The organism is Rhodococcus sp. MS13 (assembly GCF_013277835.1).
GTDB classification, from domain to species: Bacteria; Actinomycetota; Actinomycetes; order Mycobacteriales; family Mycobacteriaceae; genus Rhodococcus_F; species Rhodococcus_F erythropolis.
Genome location: NZ_VBTL01000003.1, coordinates 237,498 through 262,895, shown reverse-complemented (window position 1 = coordinate 262,895; position 25,398 = coordinate 237,498). Strand labels below are relative to the sequence as shown.

Annotated in this window: 22 protein-coding genes; 5 read left to right on the top strand and 17 right to left on the bottom strand. The window is 61.2% G+C overall.

Annotated features, from left to right (window positions below; translation table 11 throughout):
* Nucleotides 1–5: 5 nt before the first annotated feature.
* Nucleotides 6–770 (bottom strand): type I methionyl aminopeptidase, encoded by a 765-nt coding sequence (gene map / locus FEZ59_RS06890; RefSeq protein WP_070796571.1) that lies wholly within the window; start codon nucleotides 768–770, stop codon nucleotides 6–8.
* A 49-nt stretch (nucleotides 771–819) separates the two neighbouring features.
* Between map and FEZ59_RS06885 the strand changes: the two genes are divergently transcribed.
* The 3 genes from FEZ59_RS06885 to FEZ59_RS06875 all read left to right on the top strand — a co-directional run bounded on the left by FEZ59_RS06885 (nucleotide 820) and on the right by FEZ59_RS06875 (nucleotide 7,805).
* Nucleotides 820–1,089, top strand: coding sequence for a helix-turn-helix transcriptional regulator (locus FEZ59_RS06885; RefSeq protein ID WP_003943854.1), 270 nt, complete (start codon nucleotides 820–822; stop codon nucleotides 1,087–1,089).
* 82 nt (nucleotides 1,090–1,171) lie between these two features.
* Entirely contained in the window at nucleotides 1,172–4,429 is a 3,258-nt protein-coding gene (locus FEZ59_RS06880) for an arabinosyltransferase domain-containing protein (protein ID WP_172932541.1), read from the top strand.
* 73 nt (nucleotides 4,430–4,502) lie between these two features.
* The gene (locus FEZ59_RS06875) at nucleotides 4,503–7,805 is read left to right on the top strand and encodes an arabinosyltransferase domain-containing protein (RefSeq protein WP_020968115.1); all 3,303 of its coding nucleotides are present in this window, start codon (nucleotides 4,503–4,505) and stop codon (nucleotides 7,803–7,805) included.
* Here the strand turns inward: FEZ59_RS06875 and FEZ59_RS06870 are convergent.
* Nucleotides 7,802–8,752 (bottom strand): DMT family transporter, encoded by a 951-nt coding sequence (locus FEZ59_RS06870; RefSeq protein ID WP_172932457.1) that lies wholly within the window; start codon nucleotides 8,750–8,752, stop codon nucleotides 7,802–7,804. The genes FEZ59_RS06875 and FEZ59_RS06870 overlap by 4 nt on opposite strands.
* Before the next feature lie 73 nt (nucleotides 8,753–8,825).
* Between FEZ59_RS06870 and FEZ59_RS06865 the strand changes: the two genes are divergently transcribed.
* Together FEZ59_RS06865 and FEZ59_RS06860 are read left to right on the top strand one after the other, a co-directional pair.
* On the top strand, nucleotides 8,826–9,725 hold the full coding sequence (locus tag FEZ59_RS06865; protein WP_141487962.1) for a LysR family transcriptional regulator: 900 nt from the start codon (nucleotides 8,826–8,828) through the stop codon (nucleotides 9,723–9,725).
* Nucleotides 9,726–9,875: 150 nt separating this feature from the next.
* Nucleotides 9,876–10,652, top strand: a complete 777-nt coding sequence (locus FEZ59_RS06860; RefSeq protein ID WP_134998587.1) for a 3-oxoacyl-ACP reductase family protein — start codon at nucleotides 9,876–9,878, stop codon at nucleotides 10,650–10,652.
* A gap of 51 nt (nucleotides 10,653–10,703) precedes the next feature.
* On the opposite strand, the gene FEZ59_RS30245 is transcribed toward FEZ59_RS06860, so the two are convergent.
* The 15 genes from FEZ59_RS30245 to FEZ59_RS06785 form a co-directional block, all read right to left on the bottom strand.
* A complete protein-coding gene (locus FEZ59_RS30245) occupies nucleotides 10,704–11,687 on the bottom strand; it encodes a response regulator transcription factor (protein ID WP_134998588.1) in 984 nt (327 codons plus the stop codon).
* A gap of 337 nt (nucleotides 11,688–12,024) precedes the next feature.
* Entirely contained in the window at nucleotides 12,025–13,545 is a 1,521-nt protein-coding gene (locus FEZ59_RS06850; protein WP_134998589.1) for a sodium:solute symporter family protein, read from the bottom strand.
* Between the two features lies 1 nt (nucleotide 13,546).
* Nucleotides 13,547–13,846: a hypothetical protein gene (locus tag FEZ59_RS06845; protein WP_134998590.1), complete on the bottom strand. Its 300-nt coding sequence runs from the start codon at nucleotides 13,844–13,846 to the stop codon at nucleotides 13,547–13,549.
* On the bottom strand, nucleotides 13,843–15,213 hold the full coding sequence (locus tag FEZ59_RS06840) for an ArgE/DapE family deacylase (protein ID WP_134998591.1): 1,371 nt from the start codon (nucleotides 15,211–15,213) through the stop codon (nucleotides 13,843–13,845). The genes FEZ59_RS06845 and FEZ59_RS06840 overlap by 4 nt, the downstream gene beginning before the upstream one ends.
* A gap of 298 nt (nucleotides 15,214–15,511) precedes the next feature.
* Nucleotides 15,512–16,282 carry a GntR family transcriptional regulator gene (locus FEZ59_RS06835; RefSeq protein WP_042950310.1) on the bottom strand — a complete coding sequence of 257 codons (771 nt, stop codon included), beginning with the start codon at nucleotides 16,280–16,282 and terminating at the stop codon, nucleotides 15,512–15,514.
* 103 nt (nucleotides 16,283–16,385) lie between these two features.
* Nucleotides 16,386–17,165 (bottom strand): 3-oxoacyl-ACP reductase FabG, encoded by a 780-nt coding sequence (fabG, locus tag FEZ59_RS06830; protein WP_042950308.1) that lies wholly within the window; start codon nucleotides 17,163–17,165, stop codon nucleotides 16,386–16,388.
* A gap of 38 nt (nucleotides 17,166–17,203) precedes the next feature.
* Complete coding sequence (locus tag FEZ59_RS06825; RefSeq protein WP_134998592.1) at nucleotides 17,204–18,220, bottom strand: phosphotransferase; 1,017 nt, start codon at nucleotides 18,218–18,220, stop codon at nucleotides 17,204–17,206.
* Between the two features lie 33 nt (nucleotides 18,221–18,253).
* Entirely contained in the window at nucleotides 18,254–18,862 is a 609-nt protein-coding gene (locus tag FEZ59_RS06820) for a microcompartment protein (protein WP_050794046.1), read from the bottom strand.
* A gap of 117 nt (nucleotides 18,863–18,979) precedes the next feature.
* Nucleotides 18,980–19,261: a BMC domain-containing protein gene (locus tag FEZ59_RS06815; RefSeq protein WP_124566847.1), complete on the bottom strand. Its 282-nt coding sequence runs from the start codon at nucleotides 19,259–19,261 to the stop codon at nucleotides 18,980–18,982.
* A gap of 62 nt (nucleotides 19,262–19,323) precedes the next feature.
* Complete coding sequence (locus FEZ59_RS06810; protein ID WP_134998593.1) at nucleotides 19,324–19,599, bottom strand: EutN/CcmL family microcompartment protein; 276 nt, start codon at nucleotides 19,597–19,599, stop codon at nucleotides 19,324–19,326.
* Entirely contained in the window at nucleotides 19,599–19,937 is a 339-nt protein-coding gene (locus FEZ59_RS06805; RefSeq protein ID WP_308115616.1) for a hypothetical protein, read from the bottom strand. The genes FEZ59_RS06810 and FEZ59_RS06805 overlap by 1 nt, the downstream gene beginning before the upstream one ends.
* 149 nt (nucleotides 19,938–20,086) lie before the next feature.
* Nucleotides 20,087–20,689 (bottom strand): BMC domain-containing protein, encoded by a 603-nt coding sequence (locus FEZ59_RS06800; protein ID WP_003943811.1) that lies wholly within the window; start codon nucleotides 20,687–20,689, stop codon nucleotides 20,087–20,089.
* A 3-nt stretch (nucleotides 20,690–20,692) separates the two neighbouring features.
* Nucleotides 20,693–22,255: an aldehyde dehydrogenase family protein gene (locus tag FEZ59_RS06795; RefSeq protein WP_134998595.1), complete on the bottom strand. Its 1,563-nt coding sequence runs from the start codon at nucleotides 22,253–22,255 to the stop codon at nucleotides 20,693–20,695.
* Nucleotides 22,255–23,541 carry an aminotransferase class III-fold pyridoxal phosphate-dependent enzyme gene (locus FEZ59_RS06790; protein WP_003943881.1) on the bottom strand — a complete coding sequence of 429 codons (1,287 nt, stop codon included), beginning with the start codon at nucleotides 23,539–23,541 and terminating at the stop codon, nucleotides 22,255–22,257. The genes FEZ59_RS06795 and FEZ59_RS06790 overlap by 1 nt, the downstream gene beginning before the upstream one ends.
* A gap of 228 nt (nucleotides 23,542–23,769) precedes the next feature.
* The gene (locus tag FEZ59_RS06785; protein ID WP_242459755.1) at nucleotides 23,770–25,233 is read right to left on the bottom strand and encodes an APC family permease; all 1,464 of its coding nucleotides are present in this window, start codon (nucleotides 25,231–25,233) and stop codon (nucleotides 23,770–23,772) included.
* Between the last annotated feature and the right edge of the window lie 165 nt (nucleotides 25,234–25,398).

The window sequence follows — 25,398 nt, the reverse complement described above, 5'->3', positions numbered from 1 at the left end:
GTTGATCAGCGGGTCATGATCACCGGACCGTCTTCGGTGATCGCGACCGTGTGCTCACTGTGCGCAGCCCGGGCGCCCGAAACGGTGCGAAGGGTCCACCCGTCGGCGTCGTGCCGGTAGTCGTCGGTTCCGTCGGCGATGAGCATCGGTTCGATGGCGATGACCAGGCCGGGCCGTAACCGGAAGCCTTTGCCTGCTCGGCCTTCGTTGGGCACGTCCGGGCCTTCGTGCATCTCGCGGCCGATGCCGTGCCCACCGTGATCGGCGAGCATGCCGTACCCGCGGCCGCGCGCGTACTGTCCGATCGCGGCACCGATGTCGCCCAATCGGTTTCCGGGTTGGGCGGCGGCAATGCCACGGGCTAGTGCCTCATCGGTCGCGTCGATCAGTGCCTGATCCTCACTACTTCCCTGTCCGACGGTGAAGCTGATGGCGGAGTCGCCGCACCAGCCGTCGAGTCTCGCACCGCAGTCGATACTGATCAGGTCACCGTCACGGAGTCGGTACCCATTCGGGATACCGTGCACCACAGCATCGTTCACGCTGATGCAGGCGACACCGGGAAAGGGTATCGGCGCCGTCGCCGGCCGGTAATTCAAGAACAGCGCCGAGGCGCCGGCAGCCGAAATGACCTCCGCGGCAACGGCGTCCAATTCGAGCAACGTCACTCCGACGCTCGCCGCCTCACGCGCCGCAGCCAGAGCCTGCGCGGTGATTCTCCCCGCCGCCGCCATCGCGTCGATTTCCCCTGCGGTCTTGATTTCGACCATCTCGAACACCTTCCTTGTCGAATAACTATACCGGTATTACTATAAGCACATGGTGCGCGTGCCGCTGACGGCGGAAGAACTCGAACGAGGACTACGACTGGGTGAACTCCTGCGATCGGCGCGGGGGGACCGAAGCATGGTTCAGGTAGCGCTCGACGCCGGTATCTCCGTCGAAACGCTGCGCAAGATCGAAACCGGACGCATCGCGACACCCGCCTTCTTCACCATCAGCGCGGTCGCGGAAGTGTTGGGTATTTCACTCGACACCATCGCCCGAACACTTGAAACACCACAATCCGAACAGGAAGTTGCATCCTGAGTAGTTCTCTCAGGATGTGTGGGCCCGCACTCGCCTAACATCGTTCCTTGTGCCGTCTGAAGTAGTAGTGCCCCCGAAACCCGTGCCCACTGGCCCCGAAGCTCCCCGAGAATCGGATTCCCAGAGAGTCCGGACGGCACGACTCATCGCGATAGTCACCGGCCTTCTTGGCCTGCTTCTTGCACTCGCGACGCCGTTCCTGCCCGTCAAGCAGGAAGCCGCGAGCATCGACTGGCCGCAGGGTGGGACCGTCAACAGCGTCTCGTCGCCGCTGATCTCCTACTCGCCCACATCGCTCGACATCAGCATTCCCTGTTCCACCCTCGGCCAGTTGGGCGGCAGCGACGGCACACTGCTCTCGACCATGCCGAACGGTGCGCCGGACCGAAACGCCCGCGGCCTCACCGTCCGCACCACTGCCGACCGCCTGGAAGCACTCACTCGCGATTCGGTGCTGATCTCGGCTCCGCTCGATCAACTGAGTGGGTGCACGGCGATCACCATCACGACCAACTCCGAGCAGACCGTCGCGGCGGTCACCGGAATCGACGGCGTCGGCACCACCCTGACCGGTGACTACCGCCCACAGGTTGTCGGCATCTTCACCGACCTGCAGGGCGCAGCGCCCGCCGGACTGTCCGCCCACATGGACGTCGACTCGCGGTTCTCGTCCAGCCCCACACTTCTCAAACTGTTCGCGATGATCGTCGCGGCACTCTCGACCATCGTCTCGCTGTACGCACTGCACCGGATCGACGGCGTCGACGGCCGTCGTGCCCGGCGGTTCCTTCCGGCACGGTGGTGGAAGTTCACCGGCATCGACGCCCTGGTGATCGGCACGCTGGCGCTCTGGCATGTGTTCGGCGCCAACACTTCCGACGACGGTTATCTGCTCGGCATGGCCAGAGTCTCGGAGCACTCCGGGTACATGGCCAATTACTTCCGTTGGTTCGGCGTCCCCGAAGCGCCGTTCGGTTGGTACTACGACGTGCTGGCGCTGTTCGCGAAGGTCAGCACCGCGAGCATGTGGATGCGCCTGCCCGCGTTGATCGCCGGCATTCTGTGCTGGATGGTCATCAGCCGCGAGGTGATACCGCGACTCGGTGTTGCGGTGCGCCGCAACAAGGTTGCCATCTGGACGGGCGGGCTCGTGTTCCTGGCCTTCTGGTTGCCGTACAACAACGGCCTGCGTCCCGAGCCCATCATCGCCCTCGGCGCCCTGCTCACGTGGTGCTCCATCGAACGCGCCATCGCCACCGGACGTCTGTTGCCCGCCGCGATGGCCGTGCTGATCGCCGCATTCTCGCTGGCCGCCGGGCCTTCCGGGCTGATCGCCATCGGCGCGCTGATCGCCGGAGCCAGGCCGATCCTGCAGATCCTCATCGCCCGCGGCAAACGCGTCGGCTTCCTGTCCCAGGTCATGCCGATCCTCGCAGCCGGAACCGTGGTTCTTGTCGCAGTCTTCGCAGATCAAACCCTCGCGACAGTTCTCGAATCGACCCGGGTGCGAACCGCCGTCGGGCCGAACGTTCCGTGGTTCGAGGAGCGGTTGCGGTGGGACGCACTGATGACCATCTCCCCTGACGGCTCACTGGCCCGCCGCTTCGGCATGTTCGTCATGATCGTCGGACTCGTCTTCTGCGTCATGATGATCCTGCGCAAGGGCCGGATCCCCGGCACCGCGATCGGGCCCTCGCGCCGAATCCTCGGCATCGTGTTCGCGTCGCTGCTCCTGATGCAGTTCACCCCCACCAAGTGGACTCACCACTTCGGTGTGTACGCCGGTCTGGCCGCTACGGTTGCCGTGCTCGCCGCTGTCGGCGTGAGTGCGTCGAGCATGCGTTCCAAACGAAACCGCGCGCTGTTCGCCGCGGGCATCCTGTTCATCCTCGCTGTGGCGTTCACCAGCTCCAACGGCTGGTGGTATGTCTCGAGTTACGGCGTCCCGTGGTGGGACAAGCCACCGTCAATCGCCGGCAAGGGATTCTCGACGGGTTTCCTCGGCCTCACGATCCTCGCCCTGCTGCTGGCAGCCTGGTACCACGTCATGGAGCCGCGCGAGCGAAACGGCACAGAAGACAGCGTCAAGAAGACAAGGCGACTTCGCCTTCTCGCCCCGTCACCGTTGACCATCGCGGCCGGAGCCGTCGTGCTCTTCGAGGTGCTGTCCCTACTCAAGGGAGCGGTCGCTCAGTACCCCGCGTACTCGATCGGCAAGTCCAACATCGAATCCGTCTTCGGCGGAAGCTGCGGTCTCGCGGGCGAGGTACTCGTGGAGTCCGATCCCAACACCGGCGTCCTGCAATTGGTGGACAGGCCCACCGATCTCGCCGGCGCCGGAGCTTTCGGTGCAAGCGAATCGACCGGATTCTCGCCGGACGGAGTCGCCGGCGACCTCACCGCAGACGCCGAGGACTCGACGGCGGGCAGTGCAAACAGCCTCGACACCACGACCTCTCAGTCCGGCACCACCAGCACGCCCGGAACCGGATCCGGAACCGCTGGCGGCTCGCAGTCGACCTCGGGCGTCAACGGCAGCAACGTCGCGCTCCCGTTCGGGCTCGACCCCGCAAAAACGCCGGTGCTCGGTAGTTACGGAGCGCCCCAGAACGCGTCACTGACCACCGGTTGGTACTCACTGCCCGAGCGCAACGACGCCGCGCCGCTCCTCACCGTCGCCGCGGCCGGACGAATCCGCTACGTCAACTCCGACGGCATCGTCACCCCCGGCGCGGTCTTGCAGGTCGAATACGGCAAGAAGCAGGCCGACGGAAGCGTCGACGCGCTGGGACGAGTCGATCCGATCGACATCGGCCCGTCGCCGTCGTGGCGCAACCTGCGCGTTCCGATGGATCAACTGCCCGCCGACGCCGACACCGTGCGTCTGGTGGCCAGTGACACCGACATCAGTGCCGACCAGTGGCTGGCGGTGACACCGCCGCGAGTGCCGACCATGCGCACGCTGCAGGACGTCGTCGGATCCACCGATCCGGTGCTGATGGACTGGGCCGTCGGTCTCGCCTTCCCGTGTCAACGCCCGGTCGATCATCTGTACGGCGTCGCCGAGATCCCCGAGTGGCGCATTCTGCCCGACCGCATCGGCGCGGAGTCCACCAACGCCTGGCAGGACCACTACGGCGGCGGACCGCTCGGTTGGACCAGCGAACTGCTCTCGGCCAGGGCATTGCCCACCTATCTGGACAACGACTGGGATCGTGACTGGGGTTCGCTCGAGCAGTACACACCGCTCGATCCGGACGCAGTTCCCGCGCAAATGAACGTCACCACCGAGACCCGTTCGGGCACCTGGACACCGGGCCCGATTCGTTACCAGTCGTAACTGTTACGCGTGGACCTACCAACCACCCGGTCACGGTAGGTCCACGCTCAGCCCTGACATACCATCGGTAGCCGTGCCCGACGCCGTGACAGCTTCACCCCAGACTTCGAGTTCGCCGCCTCCTGCTGGTCAGGATGCCCGCGAGCGTTTCCATCGCACTCGATGGGTTGCGATCATCGCCGGCTTGCTCGGCTTCGTACTCGCACTGGCAACTCCTCTGCTTCCTGTCGTGCAGACGACGGCGACGGTCAACTGGCCACAGAACGGCGTGATCGGCGACGTCGAGGCACCGCTGATGGCGCAGGTTCCCATCGACGTCAACGCGTCGATCCCCTGCACCGCGGTCAGCTCACTCCCCGAGGGCGGCGGCATCCTGATGTCGACGGCACCTGCTCAGGGCGACGGTGCCGCGCTCTCGTCGATGTTCGTCCGCGTGTCCGCTACCAGCGTCGACGTGCTCGATCGCAACGTCGTCGTCGCTTCGGCAGCGCGCGAGGACGTCGAGTCGAGTCGCTGCGGCGCCATCGCGTTCAGCTCTGACGTCAACCGGACCTCGGCAGAGTTCGTCGGCCTGACCTATCCCGACGGCAACCCGATTCGTGGCCAGCTCGACGGCGACTTCCGCCCGCAGGTGGTCGGCGTCTTCAGCGACCTGCCCGACGGCGCTGCCCCCGAGGGCCTCGGCTTCTCGATGACGATCGACTCACGTTTCTCGTCGAGCCCCAGCGTCCTGAAGCTGGTCGCGATGATCGTGGCCGTCCTCTCGACCATCGTCGCGCTGGTCGCCCTGGCTCGCCTCGACGGCACCGACGGCCGCAAGCACCGACGCTTCCTGCCCGAACGCTGGTGGAAGTTCTCCGGTATCGACGGAGTTGTGGTCGGCACGCTGGTCGTCTGGCACTTCATCGGCGCGAACACCGCCGACGACGGTTATCTCCTGACCATGGCCCGAGTCTCGCCGGACGCGGGATACATGGCCAACTACTTCCGTTGGTTCGGCGTTCCCGAGGCCCCGTTCGGCTGGTACTACGAAGTCCTGGCCGTGATGGCGAAGATCTCGACGGCGAGCCCGTTCATGCGTCTGCCCGCTCTGCTCGCCGGAATCCTCTGCTGGATGGTGATCAGCCGCGAGGTCGTCCCGCGTCTCGGCCGGGCGGTCCGCCGGAGCAACGTCGCCCTCTGGACCGGCGGTCTGGTATTCCTGTCCTTCTGGCTGGCGTACAACAACGGTCTTCGCCCCGAGCCCATCGTGGCTCTCGGCGCACTGCTCACCTGGTGCTCCATCGAACGCGCCATCGCCACCGGACGTCTGCTGCCCGCGGCCACGGCAATCTTGATCGGCGCCTTCACTCTTGCCGCCGCACCCACCGGATTGATGTGTATCGCAGCCCTTCTCGCCGGTGTGCGCCCGTTGGTGCGCATCGTCGTCAAGCGTCACCGACTGGTCGGCACACTGCCGCTTCTCGCTCCGATCGCCGCTGCCGGAACCATCGTGCTGGTGGTCATCTTCGCCGACCAGACCTTTGCCGGCGTCATGGAAGCCACGCGCGTCCGAACGATCATCGGGCCCAATCTCGAGTGGTACCAGGACTTCCTGCGCTACTACTACCTCTTCGTCCAGACGGTCGACGGCTCGGTTGCCCGACGCTTCGCGTTCTTGACGATGATCCTGTGCCTCTTCACGACGCTCTTCGTGTTGTTGCGCCGCGGCCGCGTCCCCGGCGCGGCAACCGGTCCGTCGTGGCGCCTGGTCGGCGTCGTCTTCGGCACGATGTTCCTGATGATGTTCAACCCCACCAAGTGGACTCACCACTTCGGTGCGTACGCGGGCATCGCCGGTTCTCTCGCCGCGCTGACCGCCGTGGCTGTGTCCGCGTCTGCCCTGCGCTCGCGTCGCAACCGATCGGTGTTCGTGGCCGGGCTGCTCCTGATGCTCGCGTTGACGTTCGCCGGCATCAACGGCTACTGGTACGTCTCGAGTTACGGCGTTCCGTGGTTCGACAAGACCATCTCCTACGACGGCCGTGAATCCAACACACTGTTCCTCGCGCTCTTTGCTCTCGCCTTGGCCTTTGCCGCCTGGCAGTACCTGCGTGAGGGATTTGCAGCCCCGCCCGAGAAGCCGAACACGGCCAAGGGCAGACGAATTCGCAAGTTCGCGGCTGCTCCGCTCACCGTGATCGCCGGTCTGATGGTCCTGTTCGAGGTGCTCTCACTACTCAAGGGGGCGGTGTCGCAGTACCCGGCGTACTCGCTGGGCCGAAGCAACATCGAGGCACTCGCGGGCAAGACCTGCGGCATGGCCGAGGATGTTCTGGTCGAGACCGACGTCAATTCCGGGAATCTGCGGCCTCTGCCCGCTCCCGGATTCAACGCGGAGGATCCGTTGTCCGGAGTTGATTCGAAGGGCTTCTCCCCCAATGGGGTTCCCAGCGATCTGACTGCGGATTACATCGAAGTCAAGCAGGGCATGGGTAATACCGACAGCCAGAGTGTCGGCCCCACCTTCGCCACCGGTTCCGGCGCCGGAACCAGCGGCGGCACCGGTAACCTCGGCGTCAACGGCAGCACGGCCAAGCTCCCCTTCGGCCTCGATCCGTCGAAGACGCCGGTCATGGGTAGCTACCAGCCCGGCGTGCAGGAACCTGCTTCCCTCATCTCGAGTTGGTACGGATTGCCCACTCGCAGTGAAGAATCACCGCTGGTGGTCATGTCCGTAGCGGGCCGCGTGTGGTCCGTCGACAACACCGGTGCGATCACGTACGGCCAGTCGCTTCTGGTCGAGTACGGCAAGACTCAGCCCGACGGAACCGTGCAGGTTCAGGGTTCGTACATGCCGCGAGACATCGGCCCGGCGCCGTCGTGGCGCAACGTCCGTATCCCGATCGACGAACTCGCGCCAGATGCCGATGCCGTTCGGGTGGTCGCGTTCGATCCCAACCTCACGGGCGATCAGTGGATGGCGTTCACGCCGCCGCGCGTGCCCAAGCTCGAGTCCCTGGACTCGTACATCGGCAGCGAGCAGCCGGTCCTCCTGGACTGGGCTGTCGGCCTTCAGTTCCCGTGCCAACGTCCGTTCACACATCAGAACGGTGTGGCCGAGATGCCGAACTTCCGCATCCTCCCGGACCGTCCTCTGGCCGTCAGCTCCACCGATACCTGGCAGTCCGCGGACAACGGTGGACCGCTCGGATTCACCGAGGTCCTCGCCGGTGCTACGACGGTTCCGACGTACCTGAAGGACGACTGGGCACGGGACTGGGGATCACTCGAGCGCTACGACCGGTACTTCCCGAATGCTGTTCCGGCAGAGGTGGAGACGGGCACCGCAACCCGCTCGGGCATGTGGATGCCCGGCGAGATGCGAGTGCACTAGCCTGCGCTACCTACTCGGGTGACTGCTCGGGTGCGACGTACGGAGACGGCCGAGACCGCTCCGACAACGACGACGCACCCGAGTAGTTGCCCAACGCCCGGCCGTTCGCCGAGCAGCACAACCGCCAGCAGCACGGCGAGGACCGGTTGCATGAGCAGGAGCGTCGCGCCCACCTCGGCGGGAAGCCGAGGGAGCGAGTGCCCCATCAGCATCCAGCCGAACACCTGGCCGACCAGCGCCAGTGCCGCGAGCCAGCCGAACGCTTCCCAACCCGGGACGAAATCGATCCGGCCCCACAGCGATCCGATGACGGAGCCGGCGATGCCCGCGGACGTCGTCGAGATCAACACCTGGCTCGCGGCCCGATCCGCCTCGCCCGTACGACCGACCACGAAGATGTAACCGCCGTACGCGATTCCGGAGACGAGCGAGAGCGCCGTTCCCCACAGCAAGTCGTCGCCGGTTCCCCCGCTCCCGAACACGCCGCCCGCCAAGGCGATTCCCGTGAACATGAACGGTAGGGCGAAGACGAAGCGCATCGGAACCCGATTGCCGAATACCAACCAGGACAGTGCGGGCACCACAATCACCTGCACGTTCACGACGACGCTTGCCATACCCGCGCCGATCATCAGAATCGACTGCGACCACAACGCAAAATCCAGTCCGAGCAACAGACCGCCGAGCACCTGCAGAACGACTGCCCGCCGGCTCGGTTTGCCCACCCGGCGGTACTCTCGCCACGCCAACCACAACAGCGGCGGCAAGGCCAGGAAGCAACGGAAGAAAACGGCGGTCGAGGGCCCGACATCAGCCAGCTTGATGAGGAGCGAACTGATCGAGATCGCGGCTGCGCCTCCGACGACCAGCAATCGAGGGTCGATACGCCCCCGAGGAGTTCTGGTGGATGTCGGTGTCTGCGCAGTCACGGAGGTCAGAGTGGTCACCCGACAATGTTCCTGCCGCTAACTATTCAGCACAAGCAAATGTTCAGACCGTATATTCGGTAGCATTACTACTGTGTTGAATCTCGAAAGACTCCGCGCCCTGCACGCTGTCGCCGAGAACGGATCAGTAGCGGCTGCCGCCCGCACCTTGCATGTCACACCCTCCGGAATTTCGCAGCAGTTGAACAAGCTCGAGCGAGAGGTCGGTGTTCCGCTCCTCGAACCGCAGGGCCGCGGTGTGCGACTCACAGAAGCGGGCCGGATCCTCGCGCGCCGAACCGCAGAGGTTCTCTCGACGCTCGCCCAGGCCGAGGCGGAAATCGCGTCGCTGCAGAGCGAGGTGACGGGCCGCGTACGCATCGGGGCCCTGGTCTCCCCCAGCAGGACAGTGCTGCCGCGAGCCATCGCCGAGATCAGGCACGCGCACCCCCAGCTCGAAATCACCTTCAACGAAGGCGAATCCGAAGAACTGCTCCCCGCACTGATTCGCCGCGACCTCGACGTCGTGGTGGTCGACAGTTGGAGCACTCTGCCCGTCGAACTTCCCGACGGAGTCTCCTTCACGCCCGTGTACGACGACGTGGCGCTGCTCGCTCTCCCCGCGTCACATCCGCTGGCGGAGAACAAGGTCGTCGCGCTCAGCGAGCTGTCCGAGCATGCCTGGGCTACGTGGACCCGGGGAACGGACTTTCACACCTTCACCGTCAGGACCCTGCGCGCGCAGGGGTTCGACCCACGAATCGAGTACGAGGTCGCCGAGTTTCCCACCCAGGTCGAATTCGTAGCTCAGGGCCTCGCCGTCGCTTTGATCCCGCGCCTGGCGAGAGTTGTACCACCGGAAGGTGTTCGAATGCTCGACACGATTCCGCCGCTCGGCCGAGACATCTACCTCGCCTGGCGGACCGACAGCGAGAGGCCCGCCGTTCTGGCGGCGATAGAAGCGCTGCGCCGCCAGTTCGATCTTCTGGGATGAACCTCAGTGATCACTTCGCCAACCCGTTCCGTCGAATGACGGACACCGCTGGCCAACAGCATGATGTTTGGGGGCCAACCGACCGATACCCTTTGTCATACATGCCTTTTAGGCTCGGAGTTATACACCCCTTCGAGCACCAGGAGCATCATGATCGATCTGACCGGCAAAGTTGCACTCGTAACGGGGGGCTCTTCGGGTATCGGCAGGGCTATCGCTGAAACGCTGTCGGCAGCGGGTGCGCGAATCGTGGTCGCCGATCTTTCCGAACAACCGCGAGAGGGTGGACCCACGACTACGGAGTTGCTCGAATCGCGTGGAGGAGTGTCCGAACACGTCCACCTCGACGTCTCGGACAGCACAGAAGTGACAACCGTCTTCGCCGAGACCTCTCAGCGACACAACGGAATAGACATACTCGTAAATAACGCCGGCATTCTCGTCGCCGGAACTGTCCTCGAAACCGACGACGACCTGTGGCGTCGACAGATGTCGATCAATCTTGACGGCACGTTCTATTGCACCAGGGAGATGATCCGACAGCTTCGCGCAATCAATCGAGGTGGAAAGATCGTGAACATCAGTTCCATCAGCGGGTTTCGAGGAAACCCCGGCTTCGCGGCCTACTGCGCCTCGAAGGGCGCGATCGTCAACTTCACACGACAGGTAGCGCTCGACTACGCACCTTTCGGCATCAACGTCAACGCTGTAGCCCCAGGATTCGTGACGACTGCGATGACGGATTCCTACGACCAACCAACACGCGAGATATTGACCGGCCAAACCCCGAGGGGGCAGTGGGCCACTCCGAAAGATATTGCAAACGCTACTTTGTTCCTGGCATCCGATCTCTCCGATCATGTAGTCGGAGAGAATATCCTGGTCGACGGGGGTTGGACCATCGGCACTCCGACGGGCGGACAGTAGCAAAATCGTCGGGCGGTCTCGGTGTCGAGCGACGCCGAGACCGGTGCGTTGTCACCGCAGCGGCAGGACAATACCTTCAGCTGTCGCGATTCCCGCGGCCGCCACTCGTGAGTGGCAGTCGAGTTTGTCAAGTATGCGTTCGACATGTGTTGCAACAGTGCGATGACTCGCATGTAATTCTCTGCCAATTTCGGCGTTACTGAGCCCGCGGGCGAGATACGTGAGTACCTCGAGTTCACGAGCCGTCAGATTCCGGGGCGCCTTCTCGCGACGAAGCGTCACCAGCGATCCTGCAGCTACGGGCGTAACCGACATACGCATCGTATGTCCGTCGGGCGAAACCCAATAGAGACTTCGAGGGCCGCCGAGGGCAACTGCAATACGCATTTGTTGGTACAGCGCACCATCCTCGTGGAGATGTTCTCCACGCGCCGTGCCCTGAACATCGGACACCGATCCTTCGTCGGTCAAGAATGCAGTTTCTTCCGAACCATCGACCAACAGTTCCCAACTGCCCCCATCGTTTGCCCGCAAACCGTCGGTCAGCGTCGCGATGAGGGGCTGAACAGCGAGCAAACAGTCGACGGCCGCGTCACTCAACGGAACCGGAAACGTTGTGCTCAGATGAAGTGAGCCTGTATATCGACCGTCCCGTGTGAACAGACAAGTCGTGACTCCTTCGTTGAAACCGGAAGGTTGAAAGACCTCTCGCGCACTGAAGTTGTCAGCATAATTCGGAATATCGCACCAGCGCAGCGGCCGCGAACGTCGAAATCGCATAGCGAGAAAGGCGGGGTCGTCGACGGTGAACCCCTGATTGAGATACGAACTCACTTCTCCCGGGTAATCCGATGCTGCAACGGTGAAGTGACGCTGCTTTCCCATGTCGTAACTCGCGATCGATGCGGCCTCGAACGGTATCTCCTCGTTCAGCCGATCCATGACCGCGGATGCCCTCTGGCTGACAGGTGCATTTTCTATGCATATCGACGCGATGTCCGCCACAGTGGCGAGCGTGTGATGAGTGAGCGCCATGTCGTCATCCTCACTTCGATCGATGCGCGCCAAGTGACGACAATCGACCAGTCGGTTTCTCGTGCACAATCCCAGCGAAAGTTGAAGCGCATCAGGACTTTTCCACGGGATTCAACCGAAGATTTATCGGCTGATAGCACCGTAGGATACCGCGGAACCACGCTTTTCGGGTGACAATGACCGCCTTACCAAGACAGTGGGCCGCCTCGCAGGGCGATCATCATCAGATCACTCGCACTCGGCCGGAGCCGCTGCCCGAGGATTCCGCGAAACGGACCCCGAACAGCGACTCCGACCGAATAGTGAGAACTAGGCGATGGGTGTGAACGTCATGCAGTCAGGACGCTCGCAGTGCGCCGTCCTGTCGCACACGCACCGGGCTCCGACCGGCCTCGAAAAGGGTGTCGACGCGACGACGATCTGCGTCGGTCCGACCGGTGATCGCCGAGACCGACAGGAAGACAACGAGGTTCACTGCCATTCCGACTATACCGGCGGTGAGCCCACCGAGGCCCGCAATGTCGTCAGGGTAGATCCATGTCAAGATCACCGCGACGCTGAACCCGGAGAGCATGCCGGCAACTGCACCGTGCTTGTTACCACCGCGCCAGAAGAGTCCCAGAAACAGAGGAATCGACAATTGCACGATCCCCTGGTAGGAGATCTGAGCAAGGAGCTGCAAACGCGCCATGTCGAACGTGAGATACGCGACGACACCGGCGACCGCCATGAATACGACCATGCTGGACTTTGCAACTGCCGTCAGCTGTCGATCCGAGAGCGGACGCTGTTCCGAATTGATGATGTCGTTCGCAATCTGCAGACCGCACACCTGGACGCTGCCGTCGATATGCCCCATCGATGCTGCGAAAACAATCGTGACCGCCAGTCCCAGCATCCATGTTCCACCATATTGGTACATCAGGGTGAACCAACCATTCTGCGGCGCCTCGTGCACTTCTGCAATTGTCGACGCCGCGAGTCCCACAAGCATCAACAAGCTGTAGAAGACCCCCGAGATCAAGACGGTGCGGATAGTACCCGCCTTGACTGCTCGCACTCCGGATGCTGTGTAGATACGCTGGAAACTTGTTGGCCAACAAAGTGATCCGACAACACCGGTGAAGATCAATGCAAACAGGTAGAAGGGCCCGTATGCGTCGCCGTCGCCTGGTACCCGCAGCATCTCCACCGGCAGTTCCGCCAACGCCCCGAAGCTGATGGGTGATCCACCAAATCCGACGAGCATGAGCAGACACACCAATCCGGCAACCACGTAAGCGACTATCCCCTGGAACAGGTCGGTCATGATAAGCCCGCGCATGCCCATCTTGACTGTCCAGATCTGGCGAACGACGATGAGTGCCAAGCCGACCAACAGGCAGGTTGTGACGGACCATTTGCCTTCGCTGGCAACTTCGAGGAGTTGCCCCAGCGCTTGCATTCCGAGCACCACCCACGGAAACAACGACACCACACCGATCACACTGGCAACCTTCTTGACCAATGTCGAGTCGAACCGCAGCCCGAGAAGGTCTGGTTGTGAACGTAATTCGTATCGAGCTCCCCATCGCCAGGCCTTTGTGGCCATGAAATACATCATCGCAACGCCTAGCCCCGAGTAGGCCAGTCCGTAGAATCCGAATACTCCGGCACCCGCCGCCAAACCGAAGAAGGCGATGAAAACCGCACCCGGCCACCAAGAATTGACGTAGGACATCGCGACGAACCATGGACCATAGCTACGACCACCCACCGAATACTCGGTGAAGGACGGCGCTTCGCTGCGCTTGGTGGCGTAGAGGATATAGACGACGACAGCATAGAAGACTGTCAACATTCCGAGCATGATCAACATGTCATTCTCCAGTCGGCGAACTCGGTGACCCAACGGAGGGGCCGGATACCACAGCGAAGTCCTCGTCCAACTCGCCCCTGATGCCTTCGACCAGATAGAGCGCCCACAGACTCAGCCCGACCAACAACCCGTCGAAGAGCCAGTAGAAGATACTGAACGGCAGCCCCAAGATTCGTGTCGAGACGCCACTTGCTGCGAGATACAACGGAGGAAACAGCGCAAGCAGAAGGCTTATGCCGTACAGGAAACCGAATGTCACATGAATTGTTCGCGGCTCGAGTTGCCGAATGAACTTTTTCATTCTGCCTGCTCCTCTAGTCCGCACCAGTCGATTGCAAGGGCGGCAAAAGTTCTTGCAGCAGTATGAACTTCGTCGATCAGACAGTACTCGTCATCTGCATGAGACACCCGCAGGTCCCCGGGGCCATAACTGATCGCGGGAACGCCTGCCATCGTGAGAAAGGAAGTATCCTCAACCGCACAGAAGCCGGCAACGGTTGGCGCACCGGCAAACCGTGTCCCACCTGCGGCAGCGATGTGGGCCTGGGAGATCGCTTGGGTGATCTCAGCTGCCGACTCTCCCGGGTCGTTCGCCGGCCAACTGAGTTTCCATTCGACGGTCGGCGGATTGTCCCGCAGCCAGCCGTCGGTCCGCGCTATCGATTCGATTTGCGCCTCGATCTCCTGCTTGACTGTTTCAGGGTCGTCCTGAGGTGGATACCAAACGCAGTACTCGATGGTCATGTATTCCGACAGGATGAACGGCACAAGCACTCCGTGTGGACCGCCCGTCACCACACCGGGATGAATCGAGAAATGCCCAGGAGCGAAGAGCGGGTGCGTCTTCGTGAATGCCCATTCTTCCTCGAGGCGTTGAAGTGCCTGAAAGACGAGAAACCCCTTGTCGATTGCGTTGACGCCAACCTTGGATCCGCCACCGCCGGCTCTGATCGTCTGACCACGCATTGACGAGTGAGTAGCTTTACCCGCTACTGTCACCGAGAACCAGAGCAGACCTGGGGTCACCGGGATTACTCCGAGTTGAGTCGGACCGCTCGGTTCGGCCACGACAGCAGCATCAGCCCGATACCCGCGTTCAAGGGTCGACGAGATCCCGCACTCGTGGTCCATGACCTCTTCCCCGACAACCGCCTGAATGATCAGATCGCCACGAAGCGAGATGCCGGCACGTTGCAGAGCCTTGACCGCGAAAGCCTGTGCGACCAGCCCTGCTTTCATATCGCTTGCGCCGCGCCCCCACACTCGGTCACCGTCAATTCGGCCAGAGAACGGGTCTCCAGATTCCCACCGCGCAACATTTCCCGGGGGTACGACGTCGACGTGCCCGTTGTAGATCAACGAACGCCCACCACCGGAGCCGGAAACAGTCCCCACAGCGTTGGTCCGCTTGGCCTCGACTTCCCATCTCTCCACATCGGCGCCACTGTCCTGATAGATCTCGGACAGCACGTTACTGACTTTGCCTTCCAGACCTACGACTTGGTCGTAGCTCTGGCCGGGATATTTCGGATTCACGCTGGGAATAGCGATGATCTCCGACAACACTGTGACCATGTCCTCAGCCAACGCATCGACAGCGTCGAACGCGCGACGTTTCGCTGCCAGTTCGGATGAGGGTCCGGACAACTCCGTGGGATTGCTCACCATGTGCTCCTGGAATGTAAGTGAATCGACTTGAACCAGAAAGAGTCCCGTGCATTCGTGGACGGAATACTTACTGCGGCAGCAGATTCGCCGCGAGTAGACAAAGACTAGATGTGAACAAGGTCACGCAACATCAGCAACTCGACCCCAGATGTGCACCTACGGGGACACGTTCATCCGTCAACCAACGGATCCCTGGATTGTCCGACACACAGCCCACACTCTGATCCACCAAGGCTTCGGCACCGACTGGCAGCCGGATCACACAATCTGACGCTATCTCGTTCTATTACAAGAGAACTCAGGATTCGGAGTCGGTTCGAACTTCCAGGACGGTGGTTGTTGCCTCTCTTCGTCCAACCGATCCCCGGGCAGTGACCGAGATTCGAGTTCGATCAGCGCGAAACAGGTCACGTGAGTATTCGAACGGAATGCCCGACTGGTCTCGGGTGGTACGCGTGATCAACAACAGAGCAGCATCGACGCGGGTCCCGAGAACCGACGCCTCAGTCGTGGTGGCGTTGACAGCTTCGATCTGCTCCTCGGCGGCACCGGGAACCAAACCGTATGCCTGCTCCATCAATTCGTAGAGCGAGCCGCCGAGAGGACGCTCCAGCAGGCCCGGAAACCTACCAGCCGGGAGTTGTACGTGTTCCAACGAGATGGGAGACCCGTCGGCGAGCCGAATGCGTCGAATATCGATCACGAACTCGCCCTCGCCCAAACCCAGCGCATCTTGCGCGCTTCGGTCGGGAACGGTCATTTGAGTGGACAGGATCCTGCTCCCGGCCACGTATCCTTGGCTCGCCAGATACGCGGGCAACCCGATGACACCGGAGAGATCTCGCTCGACCGTTGCATGACTGATGAACGTGCCGCCGGAACGCCCGATCGCTCGACGAACGACCCCGGCTTCCTCCAATGCAGCAAGAACCTGCCGCAGACTCGAGCGGCTGACTCCGTAGTGTTCTGCCAGTTCCCGCTCGCTCCCGAGCCGCGACCCGGGAGGCAATGCTCCGGAATTGATCTCGGCCACGATTCGCCGCCGGACCTCCTCAGTTTGCGCACCCATGGGGCAGCCTCCTGAACATGGCGGGTATTCGGTCTGACCAAATAATAGCCGTGCGCGGCGACGACGGATTCACTGGGGACAGGTGAATCCGTCGTCGCTTGTCTTACATTTCGCCGAGCGCCATCGCCGACTCCGGAAGGACCTGTCCCCCATCCACGATCAACGACTGACCGGTGATGTACGCGGCTTCGTCCAGGGCAAAGAACAGTGCGGCATTGGCGATATCCTCGACGCTGCCCAGACTGCCGGCCGGGACACTGGACGCCATTTCGTCCAGATACTGCTGTCCCAAACCGTCGAGCCCCTCGGTGATCACATTGCCGGGCAAGACGGCGTTGATCGTGATCTTCTTCGGGGCCAACTCAATGGCGGCAGTTCGGATGAAGCCCATCTGCGCGGCCTTGCTTGCCCCGTAGTGCGACCAACCCGGATACCCGGTCACAGGTCCGGTGATCGACGATGTCACGACGACCCTTCCATGCCCGGAAGTTTCGAGCCATGGCATGCACGCTTGCACGGCGTGGATGGTGCCCTTGACGTTGACGCCGAATACGCAGTCCATGTCCTCCGAGGTCATCTCCCCCAGCCGCTTCGACGGGAAGATCCCAGCATTCGCGCACAACACGTCGATTCCTCCGTGTCGCTCGGCCGCAACTTCCGCCATACCGGCCAAGGAGTCAGGATTCGTGACGTCGACTTGAAGTGTGGAGACAGTGCCAGGAAGATCATTCAAACCCTCCGCGGCACGTTCGAGAGTCAGAGCGTCTCTCGCGGTCATGAGCACATTGGCCCCTGCGCGCGCGAATACCCGAACCATTCCCAAGCCGATGCCCTTGCTACCGCCGGTGACGACGACCGAACGACCTTCAATGGAGTTGAACATTTGGACCTCATCAGAGTTGATTGATCGGGACTAGTCGGTCAGCGAACAGAACCTGTTCGCTCGAGTGAGGAACCGGCGGAATCGAGGTACCTGGTCGCCAGATCGCACGTTCCCGCTGCATAACTCGAACTCTTCGTGCGCGACTCGTGGGAATGCGAATGGGAACCCATCCATGCCACCAAGAGCATCCTGCGCAACATGACGAATGTAGCGAGCATGTCTTCGTCCTCGTCGGACAATTCCGCGACGGTTCGGTACCCGGACAACCACGCTTCCTGCCAACGCGGCAATGCCGGATCGTGCTCGATGAAAGACACGGCGGTACCGAAGTCGTACAGGAACCAGCCGAACCCACAATCGTCGAAATCGATCACGTTGACCTGATCTGCATCAACGAGAAGATTCGCCAGTCGGAGGTCTGCGTGCACCAGACCGAATCGGTCCGGGCCCTGCCCGTATCGTTCCAACCTCCGGCGAATCAAATCCACGGCAGGCTCCAACGTCGCAATCTCGTTGGTCCCGATGCCGACAGCATCCTGCCAGCGTCCCCACCTCGGTGCCTCGCCGAGTGTATTGGTCCAATCCCACGAGAAGCGAGCGAAACCAGTCGGCTTGCGCCAACGCTTCGAATGAGAGTGAAGCCTCGCTGTCACCGCTCCGAGTGTATGAAAGTCGTTCGCACAAATTCCCGCTTCATCCGGCTCCAAGCCCCCCATCGTCTCGAAAAGGACTGCGTGCCGCGTACGTCCGGAAACTTCCGTCGTTACGATTCGACGCCCGTCTGCTGTCCGAATCACTGTGGAGGCATCGACGATGTTCTCCTCATGGAGGGCATCGAGCCAATCCAGTTCTGACTCGATCGCCTGCGCATCGTGGTATCCCTCCCGATGCACGCGGAGGATTCCACCCGAGCCTGTCCCCGGGTCTTCGACCAGATAGGTCGCATTTTCCGACAAATTGATCATGCGCCACTGCGCATCTCGCGAGAACGTGTACTCCTTGATCGCACGATCTGCGACCAGATCCTCGGCCGATCCCGCACCTTCGACAAACATCAGGTGGTCCTCCTCTCCTCTCAAGAAACTGACTCAGCCGTGTTCGCGGCCTTCGATACCTGCCAAGACGTCCGTGATCCTGTCTCGGGCCGACGTGACCTCTTCGGTCGATCCTGCGATATACAGCCGTCCGGCTGCACCGATCATCTGCACGTCCACGAGAGTGATTCCCGGAGCTGCGCGTTCGGCCTCGTTGGCAGCCACCGTCGCGAACAGCGCCGGGGTCATTTCGTACACGAGCAGCGACTGCCCAGGCATTACCATGGATGCCTGTCTGTTCCGATTGATGATCACCGCATGCTGATCCGTGATGTCCTCGATCACGTCGTGGTAAAGCACCTTCGGTCGCAGCTGATCAGCTGCCTCGCTACCAGTGCCGTCCAAGATCGCCTGACCCGCACGTTCCACATCGGCGAGGTTGTTCGCATGAATCTCGAGAACCCCGAATTGCCTTTCCACGTAAAGTATCCCGGGCTCGACGGAAGGAACCGCCCTCAGCGCGAGGTCCATCACACGTTCGATCGCGAGAGCTGGTGACACCTCGACGATGAGTGCGTAATCGTGCTCATACGGCGGGTACCCACGCGCGCGAGTGGGTGTACCCATGTACGCCGCAAACTGACGTTGCAGGTCATGCACCATCAGGTAGACACGGATATCCGTTGTTGATTGCACTTGTGCGGACACCGAGGTGCCTCCTCCTCAGATTTTGATCCCGCCAGGACGTTGATCCTGCTGGGCCTAACCGATGCGAGCGAGCTACTTGGAGACCACCGAGAAGTGCGCACCGAGTTCGGCATGCGGACGCGGAATCACATGGACGCTTACCAATTCGCCTACCTGAGAAGCTGTTTCAGCACCGGCCTCCGTGGCGGCCTTCACCGCCCCCACTTCACCGGTGACGATGACCGCCACCAATCCGTCCCCGACCTCTTGCCGATCCGTGATGGTGACGTTGGCTGCCTTGACCATTGCATCGGCGGCCGCCAACGCTGCAACGAATCCCTTGGTCTCGATCATTCCGATTGCTGTGCTGGACATTTGTCGACTCCTTTATTGACGGTTCTGTCGCGAGGTACGCAGACAGGAGGATCACGATCCGGTCAGAGACCGGAGTTCGGGGGAACTTCGGGGGTGGCGTCTCGATCGATCGATCCGATGACGAGAGCGTCCACAGGTGGTGGTGTACCGGGAAACCAGTTGGATGCGACGGAGCCCTGCGCAACGAGGACGTGCTCGCCGACACCCGAACCCAGAACATCGAACGCGATGAATCGGTCGCCCGACTCCAGAGCCTCGACGCGCAGAAGCGCGCCGTTCGGCAGTCCGTCGATGCGTCGCGACGACCAGACGCTTCCCGTGACAACTGCGGCAATCATCAGCGCTCCTTTTCGAATGAGACCCCGAGAGCGCGTGCCTTCTCGCGAGCCAGCGGGGTTATCACTGCTTTGCGCCCGAGAACAAGGCGCGCACCGGATTCTGCAAAGCGAGCTATGTGCCGCTCGGTCACCACACCCTCGTCGATACGGTGAACTGCCGATGTTGGTCCTGCCGCCTTGGGGCCGGGGGCGAGTGTGAATTTCAATCGGCCGGCACGCAGGTCTTGCCGCGATTTCGGATTCTCGAACAATTCCAGCAGCTTGAACACGAAGGTCTGCAGTTCGGCGCTGGTGCTCAGCCGCACTGCTTCGGTCTTGTTTCGACGAGAGACAGCCATCGGACCAGTCGGCGCCGGAGCGAGCTGAGGTGAGGGGGGCTTGCTCGGGGCGGGTTTATCCGGAGTGAGTTTATTCGGGACCTCAGGTGCGACTTCCCGGATGATCTCTCGAATCATAGTCCGAAGCTCTTCGGGCGGAGGCAATTTCATCAGAATTCACCTCCCAGAGCACTCTGAGCTGCCTCGGCGGCCTGCCGCACATCTGCTTCGCTACCCGATAGATACACTCGACCAGTTGCACCCATCATGCGAAAGTCGACCACCTTGACGTCGGCTGCCTTCTCCGCCTCGTTCGTGGCCAGGATCGCATATGAGGCAGGCTGAACTTCCAGAACGAACAGCGAATCTCCAGCCAGCACCATCGATCCGATCTTGTTGCGATTGATCAGGAACGCATGCTGCGGTTCGATACTGGAAATGATCTTCGAAGCGAGAATAGTCGGCGAGATCGCAGAAGATCTGGTCGCCTCGAGTGCGTCCAGCGCCGCGTCTGCGGCAGATGTCACCGCCCCTGTTTCACCGTGAAATTCCAAGTACCCGAATTGCCTTTCGACAACCAACACGCCAGCCTGCACATCAGCGTGTTTGAGGGCAACGTCGGTAATGCCTTCGATATCGAGTCCTGGCGCAACCTCGATAATCTGAGCGGCAGAATCGGCCCGAGGAAGCGTTCCACGAATGAAGGTACCCAGATAGGACATCGTCTGTGGTTGCAGCCTGTCAATGAAAATGAACGATCGAAGTTCAGCCATGGGTCACCTCTTGTTCAGTTGGGAGAGTTCTTCGACGACTATCCGACGGAGCTCTGCGCGGAGCCGATCCGCATCTGTCGACGAGCCTCGAACAGGCGAGTCAGCGCGGATTGTCCGCGGAACCGATTTCGGCACAGCCACTCCCGACCCGGGGGCAGCATTCGAGGCGATGGGGTAAACCGGCACGGCGCCGACCGGCACCTGCCAGATTTCGACACCCGAAAGATTCGCCATGCGGACACTTTCGTCCGAGTTGTAGGCGACGCGAGCCCAGTTCAGTAGATGCTTCGGCTCGAGATTGTCACCGATCGAACTGCGCCCGGCGAATCCGGTACCGATCGTCATTGATGGAGCCAGATTCGTGTCGAGTCCCGCGCTACCCGTACTGTTTCCGACGTTCACCGAAATACGCAGCACCGGCACCAGCGCCGCATAGTTCATGATCGTGTGCGAATTCTCGCTGTGAATCGCCGCAGAATGACCGGCGCCGGCGATACGGACCACTGCCCGCGCAGCTCGTACACCTCGATCAGCGTCAGGGACCCGCACCATCCCGATCACCGGTGACAGTTTCTCGTGCGCCAGAACCTCTTCCGAGCGAACAACATCGAACGGAGCTACGAGCAGTCTGGTTTTCGCGGTCAGTCGCAGTCCGATCTTGTCCGCGATCCACACTGCATCCTTGCCGACGACGTCCGTGTTGAGGTGACCCTCGGGAAACATGTACTCGCGCAGTCGATTCACATCGTCGACATCCAGCAAGTGAGCCCCCGCACGCTGCATCTCGCGCGTCAAGCCATCCGCAACTGAATCCTCGGCGATGAGTACGGATTCGTTGGTGCACAGAAGAGAATTGTCGAAAGCCTTGCTGTCGACGATTCGTTGTGCGGCCAAACGCACATCCGCAGTGGCGTCCACGAACACAGGGACATTGCCGGGGCCCACTCCTAGAGCCGGATTGCCCGACGAGTAAGCCGCGCGGACAACGCTGGACCCACCCGTTGCCACGATGACGTCGGTTCGATCGTCCGACATCAGCGCTTCCATCAACGGAATCGTCGGCTCGTCGACCACCTGAATGATGCCGTCCGGTGCGCCCGCTGCCACCGCTGCAGCACTGAGCATGTGCGCCGCATCCGCACACGACAGCTTTGCCCTCGGATGTGGTGCAACCACGATGGCATTTCGGGTCAACATCGCGATCAATACTTTGAAGTACACCGACGAAACAGGATTGGTAGTAGGAGTGAGGGCAAGCACGACACCGGCAGGGCGTGGAATCTCGACTATCTTGTCGAGCTCGTCCACCCTGGGGCTGACAAAATCTTGCCCACGGTAGAACTCGAGGATTCCGCGTGAGCAGGCCTGATTCTTCCGAACCTTGTCTGCAACCACGCCCATCCCCGTCTCGCGAACCGCCCATTCGGCATAGTGCCCAGACGCTTCGTACGCCGCGTCGGCTACCGCCTGCGCAATTCGACCCACAGAGTCGGCGTCGTAGGTGGCGAATGACTCGGCGGCCCAAACGGCGCGTTCGAGCATATGCCCGGCAAAAGCCGTACTCATCAGATTGCCCTCCGGTCAGAGTTGTGAACGTCGTCGCGTGCTCGTCCGACAGCAACTTCAACGCGATCGAGGACGTCTTCGCATAGCTCACGCGACATCAGAATGCCTGGTTTGAACTGCAGCACACGCGGATCCAAAGTCGAAAAGATCGCCCATACCCCCAGTTCGTACAACTGGCGCATCACGAACTTCGCCCCTTCGGGGTGGTCGAATCGCAAACCGAGGATCACTCCGTTCTGACGAATCTCGGCGAACCACCCGGGGTATTGATCTTGAATTCTGCGAAGCCCGGCACCCATGAGTTCGGATATGTAATGCACCATCGATCTCACCTGTGGGCGGGTGGTGATCTCGAGTGTCTTGAGCGCTGCGACACAACCGAGTTCGGCGCCACCGAACGTCGAGATGTGGCCGAAACCATCCTGCTCGAGCCACTGCCCCGCCCGATCGCTGAGCAGCACAGCCGCGATCGGATAGATACCGCCTGAAATTCCCTTACCGGTCACCATGATGTCGGGATCGATCCCGTGCTTGGTGATACCCCACAGTTCACCGGTACGCATCAGTCCTGTCTGCACCTCGTCTGCGATGTACAGAGCGTCGTACGCTTCTGTCATCGCTTTGACCGCTTCGAGGTAGCCCGGCTCCGGTAGTGGAAATCCGTACGTCGCCGGAATCGTTTCCATGATCACCGCCGCAACGTCACGGCCAGACAAGGCCTTGTCCATTGCATCCAGATCACCGAACGGCACTTGAATGAACTCGTCCGGTCGATCCGCGAGGAAGAGCTTCGCGAACCGATCGTCACCGGTGCCTACCGCAAGTCCGGTATGACCGTGATAAGCCTTCACGATCGATACGATCTTTCTCTTCTGCGTTGCATGCCGAGCACTTTTGAGCGCGATATCGATCGCCTCTCCACCTCCGGACGCGAACGCAACCTTCGTCAGACCTGCAGGAGCCGTCTGGACCAATGCTTCAGCGAGTGCGGTGCGCGCGACCGAGGGAAAGTGGTGGTTTCCGATGTCGAACAGCTCGAGCCCCTCGGCAACTGCCGCCACTACCTCCGGATTTCGATGCCCGAGGTTGTAGGTGCCGCCATTCAAATGAAGGTCGATGAGGCGGCGGCCCTCCATATCCCACAGCACGTAACCCTCGCGTCGGCCGATGACCAGATCGATGCCACTGTCGGTCCAGAACTGAGTCTTGTCGGGGTTCCAGTACCGTTTGGCCTTCTCCAGCACTTCGCTCTTGGAATCGAAGCTGAATGAGCCGTAGTCGTACATATCCCACCTGTCCTGACTCGGGCCCGATTCGTTCGGGCTTTCGACTCTCTGCGTACATGTAAATCATTAATGGTCCGACCAATAAAGTCAATGGCACGGGTAGGAAAATGTTGAATTATCTGATCGTACGACTCAATAATGCTGCACACCATCGCTATTCGAACGCCAACCGGCTTTCTCGCAACGAGACATGCCCTCCATATCATGATTGGTCATACCAAATGAAAATCACTTGATCGAAGGTTCAGCTTCCGGTTCCGATTCGGGTGTGTCGTCCAAGACGATGCGTCCGATTCGGGCGTATCGCTCGGGAGCCCGGTACCTGTACCAAACAGCGACGAGCATTCCGAAAAGAAACAGTCCGCCCACGATGTACGGACTCAAGCGGAACAGCAGGGTATCCGCAGCAGCACCCGCCGCGAAACTGCGGTTCTCCCATAAGAGGTACACCACGTACAGCATTCCCAACCCGCCGAGGAGGGGAGCCAGAAGAGTTCGAAACCAGTTGGCCGTTTCCGGATGGTTCCTGGAAACATGGAAATAGCCGATGACTGCAAAAGCGCAGAGCGACTGAACAATCAGGATTGCCATCGTACCGAGAATCGCCAACAACCCGAATAGGTGGATGTACGGATCCATCCCGGCAACCGCGAAGGCGATCACAATCGCAGTGGCCATGACCGTCTGGACGAACGACGCGATGTGTGGCGACCCGTGCACGGGGTGGGTTCGACCGACGGAGCCTTCGGAACCGGGAATCAGCCCCTCACGCCCCAGCGCATAGATATATCGAGATGCGCACTGATGGAAGGCCATTCCGCACGCGAATGACCCTGAAATGAGTAGTACCTCGAAGACACTAACGGCCCAGCCGCCGACGAAATCACGTGTCGGACCGAAGAATATCTCACTGGAAGTCGAGGAATCCTGCGCCAGCTCGATGGCCCGGGCCGGACCGGTGCCGGCGATGGCCATCCAGGAAACGAATACGTAGAACAGTCCAATTCCCAGAACTGACAGGAGAATTGCGCGCGGAATGATTCGTTTGGGGTCGCGCGACTCCTCGCCGTACATTGCAGTCGACTCGAAGCCTACCCACGACCAGAAGGCGAAGAACAGTCCGATACCTGCCACTGCACCGCCGACGCCTGCCGCAGGCTCGAATGCATTCACCGGGTTGATCGAAGACACTGCGAAGCCGTCCGGACCACCACCGTGAACGAGCACTGCAACGGCCATCAGTCCCAACATCAAGATTTCTGTTACCAGAAAAGCTCCCAAAACCTTTGCAGCCAAATTGATATCAAAGTAGGAGAGGATCGCGTTGGCCGCGAGCATCACCAAAGCGAACACGATCCACGGAACGGATATGCCGGTGTACTTCTCCACCGTGCTGTGCGAGAAGAAGCTGAAGATGCCGACGAGGGATGCCTCGAACACCACGTACGCCATCGTGATGATCGTCCCCGAGGCCATCCCGAGTACCCGTCCCAGCCCATGACTGATGAATCCGTAAAAGGCCCCGGTTGCGGTGATATGGCGTGCCATCGCTGCATATCCGACTCCGAAGAGGCCAAGCACGATGGTCGCCACCAGGTACCCCGCCGGAGCGCCACTGCCGTTGCCGAAGCCGATAGCAATCGGAACGTTCCCGACCATGGCAGTAATCGGCGCAGCGGTCGCCACAGCCATGAAAACCACACCTGCGAGGCCGACTGAATTCTTCTTCAGACGTTGGACCGGCTGACCAGACTTGTTCTCACCGGCGGCGGCCGCACCGTCGGCCTCGGATACATCGGTCACGACGAAGGTCCTCTCAGTATTTGCCGAACAGATTCGACGACTCGAACTGCGACC

Bases quoted from the DNA above. Each gene is read 5' to 3' on its own strand.
- map (WP_070796571.1), bottom strand. From the start codon at position 770: ATGGTCGAAATCAAGACCGCAGGGGAAATCGACGCGATGGCGGCGGCG.
- FEZ59_RS06860 (WP_134998587.1), top strand. From the start codon at position 9,876: ATGATCGATCTGACCGGCAAAGTTGCACTCGTAACGGGGGGCTCTTCG.
- FEZ59_RS06795 (WP_134998595.1), bottom strand. From the start codon at position 22,255: ATGAGTACGGCTTTTGCCGGGCATATGCTCGAACGCGCCGTTTGGGCC.
- FEZ59_RS06825 (WP_134998592.1), bottom strand. From the start codon at position 18,220: ATGTTTGTCGAAGGTGCGGGATCGGCCGAGGATCTGGTCGCAGATCGT.
- FEZ59_RS06810 (WP_134998593.1), bottom strand. From the start codon at position 19,599: ATGATTGCCGCAGTTGTCACGGGAAGCGTCTGGTCGTCGCGACGCATC.
- FEZ59_RS06850 (WP_134998589.1), bottom strand. From the start codon at position 13,545: ATGTTGATCATGCTCGGAATGTTGACAGTCTTCTATGCTGTCGTCGTC.
- FEZ59_RS06885 (WP_003943854.1), top strand. From the start codon at position 820: ATGGTGCGCGTGCCGCTGACGGCGGAAGAACTCGAACGAGGACTACGA.
- FEZ59_RS06805 (WP_308115616.1), bottom strand. From the start codon at position 19,937: ATGGCTGTCTCTCGTCGAAACAAGACCGAAGCAGTGCGGCTGAGCACC.
- fabG (WP_042950308.1), bottom strand. From the start codon at position 17,165: ATGTTCAACTCCATTGAAGGTCGTTCGGTCGTCGTCACCGGCGGTAGC.
- FEZ59_RS06815 (WP_124566847.1), bottom strand. From the start codon at position 19,261: ATGTCCAGCACAGCAATCGGAATGATCGAGACCAAGGGATTCGTTGCA.
- FEZ59_RS30245 (WP_134998588.1), bottom strand. From the start codon at position 11,687: ATGGCGCTCACTCATCACACGCTCGCCACTGTGGCGGACATCGCGTCG.
- FEZ59_RS06845 (WP_134998590.1), bottom strand. From the start codon at position 13,846: ATGAAAAAGTTCATTCGGCAACTCGAGCCGCGAACAATTCATGTGACA.
- FEZ59_RS06835 (WP_042950310.1), bottom strand. From the start codon at position 16,282: ATGGGTGCGCAAACTGAGGAGGTCCGGCGGCGAATCGTGGCCGAGATC.
- FEZ59_RS06785 (WP_242459755.1), bottom strand. From the start codon at position 25,233: ATGGCTGTGGCGACCGCTGCGCCGATTACTGCCATGGTCGGGAACGTT.
- FEZ59_RS06840 (WP_134998591.1), bottom strand. From the start codon at position 15,213: ATGGTGAGCAATCCCACGGAGTTGTCCGGACCCTCATCCGAACTGGCA.
- FEZ59_RS06800 (WP_003943811.1), bottom strand. From the start codon at position 20,689: ATGGCTGAACTTCGATCGTTCATTTTCATTGACAGGCTGCAACCACAG.
- FEZ59_RS06790 (WP_003943881.1), bottom strand. From the start codon at position 23,541: ATGTACGACTACGGCTCATTCAGCTTCGATTCCAAGAGCGAAGTGCTG.
- FEZ59_RS06820 (WP_050794046.1), bottom strand. From the start codon at position 18,862: ATGGTGCATGACCTGCAACGTCAGTTTGCGGCGTACATGGGTACACCC.